General features: G+C 39.1%; 14 protein-coding genes and 1 tRNA gene. 5 read left to right on the top strand and 10 right to left on the bottom strand.

Annotation, left to right across the window (positions count from 1 at the left end; all coding sequences use genetic code 11):
- Positions 1-3: 3 nt before the first annotated feature.
- On the bottom strand, positions 4-189 hold the full coding sequence (locus NE558_RS01135) for a helix-turn-helix domain-containing protein (protein ID WP_256148078.1): 186 nt from the start codon (positions 187-189) through the stop codon (positions 4-6).
- Between the two features lie 121 nt (positions 190-310).
- Between NE558_RS01135 and NE558_RS01130 the strand changes: the two genes are divergently transcribed.
- Positions 311-556, top strand: a complete 246-nt coding sequence (locus tag NE558_RS01130) for a hypothetical protein (protein ID WP_256148077.1) — start codon at positions 311-313, stop codon at positions 554-556.
- On the opposite strand, the gene NE558_RS01125 is transcribed toward NE558_RS01130, so the two are convergent.
- Complete coding sequence (locus NE558_RS01125) at positions 534-752, bottom strand: hypothetical protein (RefSeq protein ID WP_256148076.1); 219 nt, start codon at positions 750-752, stop codon at positions 534-536. The two genes, NE558_RS01130 and NE558_RS01125, sit on opposite strands and share 23 nt — an antisense overlap.
- A 74-nt stretch (positions 753-826) precedes the next feature.
- On the bottom strand, positions 827-1,003 hold the full coding sequence (locus tag NE558_RS01120; RefSeq protein ID WP_256148351.1) for a helix-turn-helix domain-containing protein: 177 nt from the start codon (positions 1,001-1,003) through the stop codon (positions 827-829).
- 230 nt (positions 1,004-1,233) lie between these two features.
- On the opposite strand from NE558_RS01120, the gene NE558_RS01115 reads away from it, so the two are divergent.
- Together NE558_RS01115 and NE558_RS01110 are read left to right on the top strand one after the other, a co-directional pair.
- Positions 1,234-1,617: a helix-turn-helix domain-containing protein gene (locus NE558_RS01115; protein WP_256148075.1), complete on the top strand. Its 384-nt coding sequence runs from the start codon at positions 1,234-1,236 to the stop codon at positions 1,615-1,617.
- Positions 1,618-1,967: 350 nt separating this feature from the next.
- Positions 1,968-3,170, top strand: a complete 1,203-nt coding sequence (locus tag NE558_RS01110) for a tyrosine-type recombinase/integrase (RefSeq protein WP_256148074.1) — start codon at positions 1,968-1,970, stop codon at positions 3,168-3,170.
- Between the two features lie 148 nt (positions 3,171-3,318).
- Here NE558_RS01110 and NE558_RS01105 read toward each other — a convergent pair.
- A tRNA-Pro gene (locus NE558_RS01105) sits at positions 3,319-3,392 on the bottom strand.
- Between the two features lie 408 nt (positions 3,393-3,800).
- Positions 3,801-5,612, bottom strand: coding sequence for an aspartate--tRNA ligase (gene aspS / locus NE558_RS01100; RefSeq protein WP_256148073.1), 1,812 nt, complete (start codon positions 5,610-5,612; stop codon positions 3,801-3,803).
- A gap of 279 nt (positions 5,613-5,891) precedes the next feature.
- Here aspS and NE558_RS01095 point away from each other — a divergent pair, with 279 nt between their 5' ends.
- Positions 5,892-6,494: an AAA family ATPase gene (locus tag NE558_RS01095; protein ID WP_256148072.1), complete on the top strand. Its 603-nt coding sequence runs from the start codon at positions 5,892-5,894 to the stop codon at positions 6,492-6,494.
- A gap of 385 nt (positions 6,495-6,879) precedes the next feature.
- Here the strand turns inward: NE558_RS01095 and ilvC are convergent, their stop codons facing one another.
- From ilvC to ilvB, 3 genes are read right to left on the bottom strand one after another with little or no spacing between them, the layout of a single operon-like run.
- Entirely contained in the window at positions 6,880-7,866 is a 987-nt protein-coding gene (ilvC, locus tag NE558_RS01090) for a ketol-acid reductoisomerase (RefSeq protein ID WP_256148071.1), read from the bottom strand.
- 32 nt (positions 7,867-7,898) lie between these two features.
- A complete protein-coding gene (gene ilvN / locus NE558_RS01085; RefSeq protein WP_256148070.1) occupies positions 7,899-8,414 on the bottom strand; it encodes an acetolactate synthase small subunit in 516 nt (171 codons plus the stop codon).
- A gap of 10 nt (positions 8,415-8,424) precedes the next feature.
- Complete coding sequence (gene ilvB / locus NE558_RS01080; RefSeq protein WP_256148069.1) at positions 8,425-10,083, bottom strand: biosynthetic-type acetolactate synthase large subunit; 1,659 nt, start codon at positions 10,081-10,083, stop codon at positions 8,425-8,427.
- 720 nt (positions 10,084-10,803) lie between these two features.
- Between ilvB and NE558_RS01075 the strand changes: the two genes are divergently transcribed.
- Complete coding sequence (locus NE558_RS01075) at positions 10,804-13,107, top strand: SpoIID/LytB domain-containing protein (protein WP_256148068.1); 2,304 nt, start codon at positions 10,804-10,806, stop codon at positions 13,105-13,107.
- A 454-nt stretch (positions 13,108-13,561) separates the two neighbouring features.
- Here the strand turns inward: NE558_RS01075 and NE558_RS01070 are convergent, their stop codons facing one another.
- Both NE558_RS01070 and NE558_RS01065 read right to left on the bottom strand, forming a co-directional pair.
- A complete protein-coding gene (locus NE558_RS01070; RefSeq protein WP_256148067.1) occupies positions 13,562-15,949 on the bottom strand; it encodes a M56 family metallopeptidase in 2,388 nt (795 codons plus the stop codon).
- Positions 15,949-16,344: a BlaI/MecI/CopY family transcriptional regulator gene (locus tag NE558_RS01065; protein ID WP_256148066.1), complete on the bottom strand. Its 396-nt coding sequence runs from the start codon at positions 16,342-16,344 to the stop codon at positions 15,949-15,951. The genes NE558_RS01070 and NE558_RS01065 overlap by 1 nt, the downstream gene beginning before the upstream one ends.
- Positions 16,345-16,375: the final 31 nt, after the last annotated feature.

Here is a 16,375-nt window from a genome sequence, read left to right as displayed (position 1 = left end):
CTCCTATTCTTCTTCAAAAAATAGCCACCAATTTATATTTAGTGCTTTACCTATGATTTTGGCGGCATCAACAGTTAATTTTCTTTCGCCGCAAGAGTATTTGAGCATTGTTCTATATTTAATACCTGTTTGCTCGCTCAATTGTTTTACGGTTAAACCCCTACACTTCAATATCTTGTTTAATTGCATAAATCCTCCTCCTACATCTTGTGCTTTTCCACAAATTGTGGTAAAATAAGTAAATCAAGTAATCACGCCTGTTTTTGTGTGGATAGGCATGTGAAATAATAAAGGAAGGAGTGAATGATACATGAAAAGAGTGTATGCTTGTTTGGTCGGGCAATGGGTTTGCCTTAATGATGACCCCAGCTGTGTTATGGGCGACTATAAGAAGGATCCTTATTCTTGGTGGGAAGAGAATGCTTCTGTTTATGCCCCTCAAATCAGATCCAGAGAACTGGAAAACAGCGCCTATAGTCTCGATTACATAAATATCTACTACAAAGGCAAGGACTACAGGATAAATCCAATTTTTATCCAAATAGTGAATGAGTAGCCCTGTCCAAAGTGTCTTTGTCGGGAAGCTGAATATCTCTGTTCAGCTTCTCTTTTTCTAGTTCAAAGCTTTTGTTAATAATCATGGATAGCCTTTTCCACTCTTCGCATGTGATGCCATTGAGCTTTTCTAGATAACCATTTATCGCGTTATCCCGTTCTTGAATTCGATTCGTGTACTCCTCTAAATTTTCCATATTATCCTCCTATTCTCTGTTCGCTGCCGGTTGCTCTTCTAAAAAATACGTAATTGGTACGCCGAATAAATCAGCTATTCCTTTGTTACCGAAACTGTTCTGCGTTCATCTTCAAAAGCTGTTAAGTCCTCCTCTTTGATTCTATACTCCCTGCCAATTTTCATTGCTGGAAGTTTCTTATCACGAATCCAACTCCAAACAGTAATGAGTTTTACGTTATAGCGTTCTGCGACCTCTTCGCAGTTGTACATTTTTGACAAAATACCACCTCCTTTTGAATTAATACTTGCGCATACCTCGGTTTAGTGATATACTTTGTTTGTCGAACGAGGTATATCATTTTTCCGATGTACTTTACCTTTTTAATGCTTTACTATTTTCTACCGAGGTATGCTCATACTATACCACGCTTTTTCGAGGTAGTCAATAGTTTTACTGCGTTTTTTTTAGGTATTTATTTTTCAGGAAAGCAGGGACAAATATGTATGAGAATTTTAAAAAGCTTTTAGATAAGCGCGGCATAACGATCTACAAGTTTTGCAAAGACACTGGGATTTCGGAATCAACAATTTATACGTGGAAGAAAAAGCAATCTCAGATAAGTGGTGAATTAGGAAAAAAAATATGTGATTATTTTGAAGTATCATTTGATTATTTAATGACAGGAAAAGAGCCAGAGCCCACCGTTACCGTAGTGGATGAAGAAAACAACATTATTGTATTAGATGATGATACCCTTGAATTGATTGATAGTTTACGCTCTAAGCCTGAAATGAAAATGCTATTCTCTGTAAGCAAAAATGCTACACCAGAGGATATTATTAAAACAATAAAAATTATCGAAGCATTGAGGGATAAAGAATAAGGTTGGTGGTGCTATGGAAGATATGTGTATTAGGTTTATAGATTTGCCTTGTCGTATAAATGGTGTAACTGTTCAAGATGAGAGCGGGTTTTATAACGTATACATAAATGCAAGATTATCAATAGAAGCGCAACACGAAGCAATTGCGCACGAATTAACCCACATTAAAAGGGACGATTTTTATTCATTGGAGCCAATAACTAAGGTAGAAAGTTTTAAATAAAAAAATCCCCTCCTGCGCCAACAGGAAGGGACAAGCGGTCATACCGAGGTACAACAGCCCTAGACAAGCTAATTGTATCACAAGACCGCTTTATTTACCATACCAAAATAAAGGAGGTCTTATTTTTATGGCCAAAAAGAAAAATACCGTCCGTGCTGACGGTAGAATCGCCGTCCAGGTATATCTTGGAGAATTTGACGGAAAGAGAAAATATAAAACCGTCTACGGAAAAAATCAAAAGGAGGCAGAAGCAAAAGCCCAGGAATTAAAATCGTCTATGTACAGGGGAATTGATATTACCGCAGACAGAGACACATTCGAATTCTGGATGGAAGCATGGTGCGCACTTAAAAGCACGGAAGTTACCTACGGGCGCATGGAAAGTTATAAGCGTAGCTTAAAAAAGTATGCGCCGCTATATAGCCTCCCTATCACACGCCTTAAGACTGCTGATTTTCAACAAATCATCTTAACCCTTGCCAAAGAAAATCCCAACACCGGGGAGCCATCGGCAAAATCATCCCTTAAGCAGATACGGTCCGTCGGGCTACAGATATGCCAATTGGCCATTGATAATAGGGTCATGGACTATAACCCTGTTGGTCCAGTCAAAATCCCCCGTGTGCCACAAGGCAATATAAGACGAGCATTAACCCAAGAAGAACAACAATGGATCATTGATACTCCTCACAGAGCCCAAACGGCAGCCATGATCATGATGTTTGCAGGCTTACGCAGAGGCGAACTCCTGGCACTCACATGGTCTGATATTAGTTTTAAAGATGCTACAATTGATATTAACAAAACCGTTGAATTTATTAACGGCCAACCAGTTCTAAAAAACACGGCCAAATCAAAAAACAGTATCCGAACTATCAATATACCCGACATTCTTGTAGATTTTTTGCATGAAAAGAAGAAGATCTGCACAGATTCCGTAATCGTCTGCCCTTCTGCAAAGGGCCAGCTTATGAGCGAGATTAGTTGGCGTAGGCTATGGGACAGTTACTTTACAGATTTAAATATAAAATACGGAAACTTTAGAAATCAAATTTCAGGTCAGCCAAAAAGTAAATTTCAACCCCAAGGTGTCCCTTGTGTCATTCCTCGGTTCACTGCCCATTGGCTAAGACATACATATGCTACAATGCTTTACTTTGCGGAAGTAGATGTGCTAACTGCAAAAGAGCAACTGGGTCACTCAGACGTGCAAACCACCTTAAATATTTACACGCATTTAGATGGGAAGCATAAACGAAAATCAATGGATAAATTAAATTCTTACATCGCAGGTGGTACAAATAAAGATACTCATATCGTGAAAATCTGACTTGCATTTTGACTTGCATTGACTTGCATTTGACTTGCAAAATGATAATAAACGACAAAAAACGACACTAAATTATACGTCGTTTTCCCACAATAAAAAAGTGCCAAAACCCTTTAAAATCAAGGTTTCCAGCACTTTTTTATACCCATCGATGCGACAGGATTTGAACCTGCGACCTCGGCGTCCCGAACGCCGCGCTCTACCAAACTGAGCCACGCATCGAAAATAACAATAATTTTATTTTGCGCTTTTTTCAATTAAATGTCAAGAATGATATTATAATTTTCTACTACAAATAAAGCCCTTTTACTCAAGATTGCCCTTTCTAATAGTTTACTGTTTTACTTCTATATAAACCTGTACACGGAAGTATTTAAAAAACATATATGAAGTAACTCTCTGAGTCCCTATAGGCCATTCTTAAACCTTTGATTTTCATAGATACTGACTTTTTCATGCAAAATCTAGAGCAGAAACTATTCTACCAGCACAAATCAGGAACACCTTATATCATCCACTAAACTGAACAACAAATAAAGACAGAGGTATCCCTCTGCCTTCATTTTGTATCATATTCTATCTCTTCTTCGAATCAGCTTGTTTTATTCATTCCCTTTTGTTCTCAAAAAATTATTCAGCCTCTTGCGCCTCTAATATTTCTTTATTTATACAAATTGCCAATTCATCCAACTGTTTTTCGTCCACAACAGTAGGAGCATTGGTCATAGGGCAAGATGCATCCTTCACTTTAGGGAAAGCAATCACATCACGGATACTGCTTGCGCCGCACATAAGCATAATAATTCTATCCAACCCAAAGGCAAGACCACCATGAGGAGGTGCACCATATTTAAATGCATCTAGGAAATAGCCGAAACGCTGCTGTGCATCTTCCATTGTAAAGCCCAAAAGTCCAAACATTTTCTGTTGAACATCTCTGCGATGAATTCTGATGGAACCACCACCTAATTCATATCCATTTAATACAATATCATAAGCTTTTGCACGAACCTTGCCTGGATCTGTCTCCAGTAAATCAATATCCTCATCCATAGGAGCTGTAAACGGATGGTGTACTGCCACAAATCTGCCTGCTTCCTCATCCCACTCTAACATAGGGAATTCGGTAATCCAAAGGAAGCTGAAATCATCTGCCTTTGTTAATTCTAACATTTTAGAAAGCTCCAAACGCAATGCTCCTAAGGAATCAAATACAACCTTGTCTTGATCAGCACAAATCAAGATCAGATCTCCGGGCTTACCATCCATTTTTTCTACGATTTTGGCTAATTTTTCTTCTGTAAAGAATTTTGCAATCTGGGTTTTCAAACTGCCATCCTCATTAATAGCAATCCATGCCAGACCCTTTGCACGATAGGTTTTTACAAACTCAACCAAGCTGTCAACTTTCTTTCTAGGGAAAGCGCCACAGCCCTTTGCATTAATGGCACGCACACTGCCGCCTGCCTCCAGGGCAGTTTTAAATACAACAAAATCTGTATCACCAACTACCTCAGAGATATTTACAAGCTCCATACCAAAGCGAATATCCGGTTTATCGGAGCCAAAGCGTTCCATGGCTTCTTTGTATGTCATTCTTTTCAGTGGCAAAGGAACTTCAATATTTAAAATATCCTTAAATACTTTTTGCATCATTCTTTCATTAATATCCAGAATATCTTCAACATCAATGAAGGAAAGCTCCATGTCCACTTGTGTAAACTCAGGCTGACGGTCAGCTCTTAAATCTTCGTCACGGAAGCATTTTGCAATCTGATAGTACCGATCCATACCTGAAACCATTAACAACTGCTTATATTGCTGAGGAGACTGGGGCAATCCATAAAAGCTACCGGGATGTACACGACTGGGCACCAAGTAATCTCTTGCGCCTTCAGGTGTACTGATACCCAAAATAGGTGTCTCAATTTCCAAAAAGTTTTCCTGATCCAAGAAATTCCGCATCACTTGAACAACTTTATGTCTTAATACAAGATTATTTAGCTGACTGGGACGACGCAAATCAAGATAACGATATTTAAATCTTAAGTCGTCTTTAACCGTAATATTGTCCTCAATCTGAAACGGTGTTGTTTCAGCTTCAGAAAGAATACGAAGCTCAGTAGCAATAATTTCGATGGCTCCTGTTTTCATGTTGGGGTTTATATTCCCCTCAGTTCTAGGGGCAACTTGTCCACGAACAGCCAATACAAATTCGCTTCTTACACTTTCAGCCTTCTCAAACAGTTCTTTTTCTGCTACATTTCCGTCAATAGCAATCTGAACCAAACCGGTTTTATCTCTTAACGCAATAAAGATCAACTGTCCAAGGTCACGGCGACGCTGAACCCAGCCCATTACTGTAACCTCTTTGCCAATCATGGTTTCATTTACATCACAACACATACAGCTTCTCTTCAAGCCTGCTAATGCTTCACCCATTTTAAATTCTCCTTCAAATACAAAATTTTCTTTCTCTATCATACCATTTTTCTAAAAAAAGTAAAGTTTTCCCGAAAAAGTTTCAAGCTTAGTCTGCAAAAATATTGTGAAAAGAACGAAGTACAATTCGGGTTATTTCCTTTTTTATGTAAATGTGATATACTAAATATATTAGGAGGGGTATTCACCTCTTAAGCTATTATATATCCTTACTATTTTTTTGGTTTTTGTATTTTAGTATTATTATTATTTTAAAATTGACAAATAGGAGTGATTCATATGGATAAGCATAAAATTATTACTATCAGCCGTCAGTATGGCAGTGGCGGGCGTATCGTAGGTAAACTATTGGCTGAACGCTTAGGGATTCCTTTTTATGATAATGAAATCATTTCCCTTGCTGCAGAAAAAACTGGTCTTTCGAAGGAATGTTTTGTCAATGCAGAAGAGACCTCTACAGGAAATCTTTTGCTCTCCCTGACGACCCTTACCCCCAGTGTAGAATCCTTCGGTCTTCCTTTAAATGAGAAAATTTTCCTTGTACAATCTCAGGTAATAAAAGAGGTGGCTGAAAAAGGAAGCTGTGTCATTGTTGGGCGTTCTGCAGACTATATTCTCTCTGAAACAGAAAATTGTATTAATGTTTTTTTGCAAGCAGACTTAAAAGACCGTATAAACAGAGCAGTGGCACAATATGACCTGCCAGAAAAAAATGCTGAAGCTGCTGTAATCAAAACAGATAAACGCCGTGCCAATTACTATAACTATTTTACAGGATTAAAATGGGGTGCAGCTGATAATTACGACTTAATTTTAAACACCTCTCGTATGGAATTAGAAAAAATCGTTGATGTTATCGAAAAATATGTTTCTTTAATCTAATCAATATTATAATTAAAGAGTATCCCAAACTATAACATAGCTTAAGGGATACTCTTTTTTCACCCCTTTTATTCAATCTTAGCCAAATAAATTATTTCTAACACACTCTTATATCTTAATTGAACCCCCATTCAATACAAAAAGGTGCTATAAATAAATGATTATTTCATCTATCTACAGCACCCTTTTTAACTCCCTAAAGGAATAATCCCATAGGGAAGCCCCCCACATTTTAAAAGCATATATCATGAAAATATAAAACGGGTACACATTTCCATTATAAATGGAGATGCTGCTTGCAAATTCCCACTGCCAAGGGACAGTGGGTCTGCAAAAATCCGTAATGCTTCATTTGAAATATAACATTACATTATATAGGTAAAGATTAGTGTTGTCTCATGTGGCTTCTCAATTCAGCACCAACAGATTCGCTCAAATGTGCCTTCTGCATTCTTCTCATAGCATTGAAGTGAGGACGGTTTGCCTGATTTTCCAGAATCCACTCTCTTGCAAAGGAGCCATCCTGAATATCCTTCAAGATGCCGCGCATTGCTTCTCTTGTCTGTTCTGTGATAATCTTAGGTCCAGCTGTGTAATCGCCATATTCAGCGGTATCACTGCAAGAGTAGCGCATGAAGGAAAGGCCTTCTTTTACAACCAAGTCGATAATCAGCTTCATTTCATGGATACATTCAAAGTAAGCATTTTCAGGCTGATATCCAGCTTCAACCAAAGTATCAAAACCAGCTTTCATCAATGCGGAAACACCACCGCAAAGCACTGCTTGCTCACCAAAAAGGTCTGTCTCTGTTTCTTCTCTAAAGGTGGTTTCCAAAACACCTGCTCTAGTTGCACCCAAGCCATCAGCATAAGCCAACGCCACATCCTTTGCAGTGCCGCTTGCATCCTGGAATACAGCAATCAGAGCGGGAACGCCGAAACCTTCTTTATATGTACTTCTTACAACGTGTCCGGGACCCTTAGGAGCGATCATAATAACGTCTACATCACTAGGAGGCACAATCTGGCCATAGTGGATATTGAAACCATGGGCAAAAGCCAGAGTAGAGCCGGATTTCAAATATGGCTTAATGTCAGCCTGATACATTTTTGCCTGTGTTTCATCATTTACCAGAATCATGATGATATCAGCAGCCTTAACTGCCTCTGGTGTTGTCATAACTGTTAGGCCATCAGCCTCTGCACGAGCCTTGCTCTTGGAACCTTCGTAAAGAGCTACAACCACATCAGCGCCACTATCTTTGAGGTTCAGTGCATGTGCATGCCCCTGAGAACCATAACCAACAACTGCAACCTTTTTTCCTGCCAACATTTCTTTCTTTGCGTCCTGTTCATAATACATTTTAGCCATTTTACATTCTCCTTTGTAATTATATTTTGATATTACTCTACACCATATAAACATTTGCTGCCGCGTTCAACAGCGATGAGTCCGGTACGACAGTATTCAAGTATGCCGTAAGGGGCCACATAAGTAAGAAAAGCATTAAGCTTACTACTTTCTCCTGTGATTTCAATGCATACCGAACCGGGAGACATATCCACAACTTTTGAGCGGAATACATTTGCTGCTTCCAGTATGGTTTGAAGGTTTTCACCCGTTGCATTGACCTTTGCGATTAAAAGCTCTCGCAAAATTGTGTTATCTGTGGTCATCAGCTCAACCTTTTTCACATCATAAAGCTTGGAAATTTGTTTGAGCAGCTGATCCTTTTTATTGGCATCACCTGTAGCGGTTATGGTCATCCTTGAAACCTCAGGATTAATTGTTTCACCGCAGGTGAAGCTGTCGATATTAAAATTTCTTTGACTAAAGAGAGACGATATTCTAGTAAGGGTTCCCGATTGATTTGATACAATAATGGAAACCGCAAACTGTTGATCATTGGCATTACTCATTCAAATCACCTCATTTCAAAATAATGTCATCCATGGAACCATTAGGAGGTACCATGGGGAATACATTTTCTTCGTCGGGAATCAAACAATCAATTAATACAGGGCTGTTTAGAGCAAAAGCTTTGTCCATGGCTTCGTCTAATTCCTCTAAGTTTGCGGCACGTAAACCAGTTGCACCAAAGGCCTCCGCCAGTTTTACAAAATCAGTCTTTCGTTCTAGGTTACTAGACATAAAATGATTTTCGAAGAAAAGATTCTGCCATTGCCTAATCATTCCCAGCACCCCGTTGTTCAGAACAACAATGATTAGGGGAAGTTTTTGAGAAACCGCCGTTGCCAATTCATTTAGGTTCATGCCAAAGCTTCCATCACCGGTAAAAAGTACTGTTTTGTTTCCTGTTGCCATTGCGGCACCAATGGCAGCACCCATTCCGTAACCCATTGTGCCCAAACCACCGCTGGTTTGCAAGGTTCTAGGTTTTTTAAAGTTATAATATTGGGCAACCCACATTTGATGTTGACCAACATCAGTAGCGATATTTGTTTCAGGTGTAGCTCTGCAATTCACAGCACCAATCACCTGCCAGGGCAATAGATAACACTTTGGTACAGAAACCTCTTTTGTTTTGTTTTTATATCCCCTTACTTCTTCTTCCCAATCTGGGTGCTTTTGAGGCTCCAGCTTTGAGTTTATGTAGCACAATGCAAAATATAAGTCTCCGGAAATTTGCAGTGTAGCGTCAATATTTTTTCCATGCTCAGCCGAATCAACGTCCAAATGAATAATCTGGGCCTTTGGAGCAAACTTGCTTCTGTTTCCTGTGGCTCTATCAGTAAAGCGAACCCCTGCAGCAATAACCAAATCACATTCGCTAATCGCTTTGGTTGCAGCAAACCTACCGTGCATTCCACTCATACCTAGATACTTGGGATGGCTGTTATCCATTGCCGTTAAGCCCATCATACTGCAAACCATAAATGCATCGGTTTTTTCAATCAGCTTCGTTATAATTTCTGAGCAATTTGCGTTTATAACGCCTCCACCGCAATATATTACAGGGCATTTACTTTCGTTTATCATCTTAACCGCCTGATCTAATAAAGCTGTATCGGGCTTGGAATCTGTTAATTTTTCCGCGATACCTTTAGGTGCGTATTCGGTTTTATCTAACTGTATATTTTTCGGTATATCCACCAGTACAGGACCGGGACGCCCGCTTTTTGCAAGTCGAAATGCCTCTCTAACTGTTTCTGCAAGGGTTTCTACGTTATCAACGCGAAAGCTATGCTTTGTTACAGGAATGGATAAGCCAAAAGTATCTACTTCTTGGAAACTATCAGATCCGATTAGCTCCATTGGCACATTTCCTGTAATTGCAACCATGGGAATGGAATCCGCTTTTGCTGTTGCAAGCCCTGTCATCAGGTTTGTGGCTCCCGGCCCTGAGGTTGCGATACAAACACCAACCTGGCCGCTGGCACGACTATAACCATCTGCTGCATGGGTTGCACCTTGCTCATGGGCTGTCAGTACATGATTGATACGATGTCTGTTTTTGTAGAGCTCATCGTAAATACTGAGCACTGTCCCTCCCGGATAACCGAATAGCGTAGTAACACCCTGTTCAATAAGGGTTTCTATTAATATCTGGCAGCCGCTTAGCTCCATTCTTATTCCTCCTTACATAGATTTTTTTAAACAAATTTTTATCAAACAAAAAGGCTGTACAGTGGATACACTGTACAGCCTTTGATTTAGGATTTCATCTCATGCAATCTTTATCAAATGAACTTTATCAGCAGTCAACCACTTTTTACCAGCACAAATAACCTCACCGAGAATGACAAGGACGAGGTTAATGAGGCTAATAATAATGTAGTTAACAGACTGACTAAAGTTATGCATACGATGATCTCCCTTCCGTTTAAATTTGTTATTTGGAAGTTTAAAGCTTAATTGTATTTTTGTCAATACAAATTTTTGATCTTTTTTTCACGAGAAAGAATTTTTGTTAATGTGCTGTATGTTTTTATATTCGTACATTATTCTTTGTGCACTAATTCCTATACATTTTACGAAATTAAATTCAATTTTTTTATTATTTAACTCAGAACATTACATTTTTTTCTATTGGTTATCTTCTAACTGTCTCAAAAACTTATATTTTTCTGAGAATTTAATATAAAAAATATGATTCACCATTTCAAAAGAGTGATTTAGATATAATAAAAAAACGAAAAATAATTAATATTTTTCAGAAGGAGAAGGAAAAAACACTCTTTCTATATAGCTTTTGTTTCTAAAATGAAATCATATGAAAAAACAGCCTGTTCTTTTTTTATTTTAAAAGCATAAACTTGTACAAAGTCTGACGGGAGCGTGATACCAATGAAACGGTTATTTATATGGATACTTGCAATGGGTCTTTTATTAGGAGGATGCACTGGGGCCCCTCCTACCGAGCCCAAAGGTCAAGCGGCTCAAGGAGCCATCGGGGATGATATCCCCATCACCAGGGGGCAGGCGGCAAAAATGCTTGCTTTGGCTTTTTACACACCCCAAGAAATTAAAAATTTACCCCAGGATACATCCTTTCCCGATGTAAAAAAGGAGGATTGGGCTTATCCCTATATTAATGCGGCTGTGGAACTTAATTTCTTTTCCGGCGACGGAGAAGGCTTCCGCCCAGATGATGATTTACTACTTTGGGAGGCTCAAATTCTGATGGATCGTGTGGCTCCTGATTATGAAAAGCGGATGGTTCTTACGGATGATAATAAAGAAATGGCAGTTGCCTATAGCCTCTGGACACAACTTTTCGAAAAAGCATTGATGTCAAGGCGGGGTGAAGATAGCATATATTCCTACGGGATCAAAAAAGAAACCCAGGTCTTATTCACAAATGGCCAAGAAAATCTTTTTGATGGAGGGATTTACGGGGCAGATGGGTACGACCTATCAGCTTATATAGACGAGAAAATTTCATTTTGGCAAAAAGATGGTGAAATCATCGGGCTTCTCTCCGTAGATGAGGTTACCCCCACCATACAAAATATTTATTGCAGAAAAGAAGGCAATCAAATTATTGTAACCGGTGCCGGCGAAAAAGCCTTTATTTTTGAAGGAACAGATTTTGAACCGGGACTTTGCAATGTGACCATTGAAAACGGTAAAGCAACCGTAAGAGAAGGCACAAAACTTAGCGGCGAAGTGATAAAAAGAGTAGATAATAAAGAAATATACTTAAGTAGCAAAGGAAAAATGCAGTGGTCAGAGAACTTCCGTGTTTATGGACAGGATTTATCATACCTCAATCAAAATGCCCTCATCTGCGGCACTGACTTGGCAGATTTCTATGTTTTGGATGATACAGTTATGGGAGCTGTAATTCAAAAGGATGTTGTTCCTGAAAATATTCGTGTGCTATTAGGCGGTGGATTGCAAAAATCCGTTACAATAAAAGGCGTAGACGGCTTTTCCCTCTCTAATGGCGTAGGAGAAAAGGACTTTAGTGCTGGAACAGCCACCCTTACGGCAGATTTGGCTTGGTTTGACCACGGCATTGTGACTGTCTCAGGGAAGGTTCGTATGACCTTTGACAGCGGAGAAGAAAGAGCCTACTCCGGTCTGATCGAAATTGAACGGATTGGAGATAAAATTGCAATTATTAATGAATTGCCTATGGAAGAGTATCTCTTGGGTGTAGTTCCATACGAAATGCCGGTAAGATTCGGGCAAGCGGCTTTAGAAGCACAAGCAATCTGCGCCAGAAGCTATGCCTATAACCAGTTCTATGCCAATGCATATGGTCACTATGGTGCCCATGTAACAGATACAGTTGCCAGTCAGGTTTTCATGGGTTCGGATACTGCACCTGAAGCTGAAAAAGCCGTATCGGCAACAGCAGGTATGTGTGTTGTCGCCGGAGATCGGGTGGCGCAAACTTACTTCTACTCTACCTCATGTGGATACGGATCCAAGGATACTGATGTATGGTCAGCAGATGCTACCTTCAGTGGCAATAGCAAATCCTATTTGCAAGGGCAAGCCTACGGGGTGACCCAGGAAGTACCGAAAACGGAAGAGGAATGGCTTGCTTTTTGGCAGAATTGGCAAATGGATGGGTACGATAAATCCTCTGCTTGGTATCGATGGAAAGTATATTATAGCGCTGGACAGCTTGGTGAAATAACAGAAAAAACCTTTGCAAACATTTCTGCTTCTAATGGGGCATTGATTAAGGTAAAGCAAAGTGATGGCAGTTGGAAAGCAGATACACCAAAAGGGTTGGGAAAATTAATCGGAATATCTGTTGCAGATCGAGGAGATGGTGGTATTATTAAAGTATTGGAGATGAATTTTGAGAACGGCGCTGTGCAAGTATTTACCGAAAATGCCATTCGAAAAGTCCTTTCTCCAACAAAGCTAACCATTGGCGAAACTATTAACCTTCAAAGAATCAGCGGTGGTACTCTGACAGGACAAATCATGCTTCCAAGCGCATTTTTTGCAATCAAAGAAATGAAAAATAGCGACGGAGTTTTAACAGGAATTGCCCTGTATGGCGGTGGTTGCGGTCACGGCGTAGGTTTAAGCCAATATGGTGCCAAGGAACTGGCCGCCCAAGGACTTAAGGGGGAAGAAATTATACAAAAATATTTCCCAGGCACAACTGTAGAAAAAGTAATGTAATCCCTATCTTTGGGTAAAACACATAATAACCTGTTTTGATGATTACTAGGGCTGAAGGTCACTTGAGAACCTTCAGCCCTAAATATTTTCTTTTCTTATTTTTTTTCTACTCTTCTTGTCTTTCACATTTTAAAGGTGCTATGTTTCTTTTTGCCACATCAAGAATGGATTTTCTAAAGTTTAATTTCAAATCTCACTCAAAAATCTAATCCTATCTATCATATTTCTTAAATGGACAATAACACCTGAATGATATTAAACGCTCTAACTTTTAAAATGGATAAAGTGTCTTTTGGAATGGTAGGCACCACCCCCACTCTACTCATCTTTCATTCCGTTATTTATATTTACCCCCAAAAAACTGACTTCCCATAGGTGATTATGTATAACCTATTAGGTAGTCAGCTTATAGTGGCTCGTTTCTCTGCTAAAAAGTATAGAAAATATATAATTTTTAATTCTGTATAAAAGAAATATATTTTTGAATCTCCTTTATATCCGTTTCATCCATATTACTCGTATGATATACTGTAATATCCGTTCTGCCGTTTAAATAGAATATTAGATTTTGCTTAAGCAACATGCTCAACTCTCTACGGTCATATGAAATCAAATCCTTCGCAACCTCAGCATTGGCTCCTTGGCACATTTCTTCAATAGAAGGCGCATGATATGAACCATCCTTGGCTTCAACCCACTCCACCAAAGTCCACTCCTTATTCTTCCATTCAAAATCCAATCGAGAAGGAATATAGCTTCCACCCCCCTCTACCAGCTGATACCCTAGGTTCGGTGTACGTATAAAAGCATATTTATTTAACCCAATGACTGCATAAACGGAGAGTTTATCTTTATCTTGAGTAATATGACTAATCAATGGAGCAACAATTTGCACCTCTCCCTCGTTTGAATCCTCAGAATAATGCCGCTCCATAGCCACATACAAAGCTTTATTTATATCACTATGTCTTGTAATCAGGCCTTGCTGGGTTTTATCTTTCATAGACAACAATCCCCGCTTTTCTAACCCCTCTCCATATCGTTTTTCGTCGTAAACAAAGGGTTCTACCACCACGGAATCTAATGCGCAGTACGCCTTAAACCATTGGCTGGGCGTCATTTCTTTCAGTAAATTGGAAATTGTGGCTTCCGGAGTATTTAAAAGCTTCAAACACGTGGCCATCATAATATATCCCCTAGTATCTGCAGCCTGACCTTGATAGAACTGGCTTAATAACTCTGCCAAAGCCCCATCTCCAAGCTTAAGCATTTCTTCATATTTTTCATTTTTGCCCAATGCTTCATAGGAAAAAGAGTTTCCCATTTCATCTACAATTTCATCCAGCAATAAATTTATTTGATTGTTATCAGGATAAAGTTGATCCAACTCTTTCATAAAACCGCGGAACGCCTCTATGTCAGTGGTCATAGTACGTAAATCTGTCTCACCGAAATACTTTGAACCATCCTCTCGATCAAAATGCAGAATTTGCTCCTCTCCATTCTCGTCGATAATGGCATATTCAAAGAAGGAAGCATTATCGACCAATGCCAAGAAAATCATGGCATCCCGCTCAAACCACCCATCTTTTGGAATTTCCATTCCATTCTCTAAGGTCAAATATTGTCTTACTCCAAAGGGCTCTTCCTTGGTGAACAACTCTATTCCCTCACTGCTGGGTCGAATGCCTTCCGGTAACGTTAATTTGCCAAGAATCGCTCCAACCCCGATATGATTGCCAATATAATCAAGCTTGCATTCATATAGCATAGCCACTGAGTCAACTATCTCCTCTTTCTCTTGATTCTCATGATTCTTTCCGCAACCTACGAACGCTGTTCCAAACCAAACAATGAAAAGCAAAGCTAAGAAAAGTGGGATTCCCCTTTTCTTTTTTCTCATATCAAAAATATAATCAATGCGCACTTTTAATGCCTCCTTCCCACCATAAAAGGCCGTGGAAAAAGGACTTTTATGTCCGCCTTGTCGAATGGTGTCTAAAATGGTCAACCCATAGTCTTGACGTTGTACCAAGGAACATTTCTGTAAAACCAAGCTGTCACAAGAATACTCCAGATCCTGTTCCGCCTTAAGCCCCATCCAATGTACAAAGGGATTAAAAAAATGTATCCCTTTCGCAATCACCAACACGCCTTTATACCAAACATCCCGTCTTTTACAGTGCACCAGTTCATGCTTTAAAATAAATTGCAACTGATTTCTTGCATACTCTTCATGGTTTAAATATATTCTTTGATGAAAAAAACCTGTGCAAAGAGAACTGGTGAGTATACCACAAAAATAAATTTCCGGCCTCTGTTTCATTTCCATCTCTCGGCAAACATCATAATATACTTCCAGTACTTCTGCATCTCTAATACTACGGCTGTTTCTATTTAGATCTCTTAAAAACCTTTGATATTTTACGATTTGATACAGAAAATAAATAATCATACCAAAAATCCAAAATATCCAAATTTTATTCTGTAGCTTTTCCATGTCTATTGAAGTCCCTGTCGTTTGAGTAGACTGAATTTCCATGTTCTTTCCTATCTGCTTTTCAACAGGTACGGATAATTCACTTGGTTTATCCTTTTCCAACGGATAGGTCTTTGATGCGTATGTAGCCTCCGCTTTTGTCTGTATTCTAGGTATTTCCACAACTGGTCTAGGTAAAGTGATATCAATTGGCACAATCAGCCTCAATCCAATGATAAGCCAAACAAAATATCTCCATTTCACCCCATATTGTTTACCAATAAAATGTGACAGAACGCCTAAACAGATGATTGCAATAGAAGAAAATACAGAAATTTTAATAACGCTCTGAAACAAATACATTAGGCCTCTCCCCCTGTTTTGTTGCGAATATATGTAGCCAGCTCATCCAAATCATTTTCGGAAATAGCACGACTGTCATATAATGAGGCAACCAATTTTGTCAGAGAATTGTTATTTACCTTGTTTAGGAACAGCTTGTTTTCCATTGCCAAATAGTCCGCCTCTTCAACACAGGCAATGTAAAAACGGTTTTTGCCTTCTTTATAAGATTGCAAAAAACCTCGTTCGATCAAACGATTCAGCAGGGTTTGTAACGCAGAAATATTCCATGCCCGCCTTACCTCCAGTTGCTCCTTAATTTCTGCTGTAGAGTGAATTTTATCACCATTCCATATGACTTTCATAATTTCCAGTTCCGTGTCTGGTAAGCGAGAAATATCTTCTGTTTTTTTCATGCTATCAACTCCTACAATTGTATGTTATTTA

Source organism: Anaerotignum propionicum (assembly GCF_024461735.1).
Lineage (GTDB): Bacteria > Bacillota > Clostridia > Lachnospirales > Anaerotignaceae > Chakrabartyella.
Note: the sequence above shows the minus strand (reverse complement) of the source record. Positions and strands in the feature narration are given on the sequence as shown.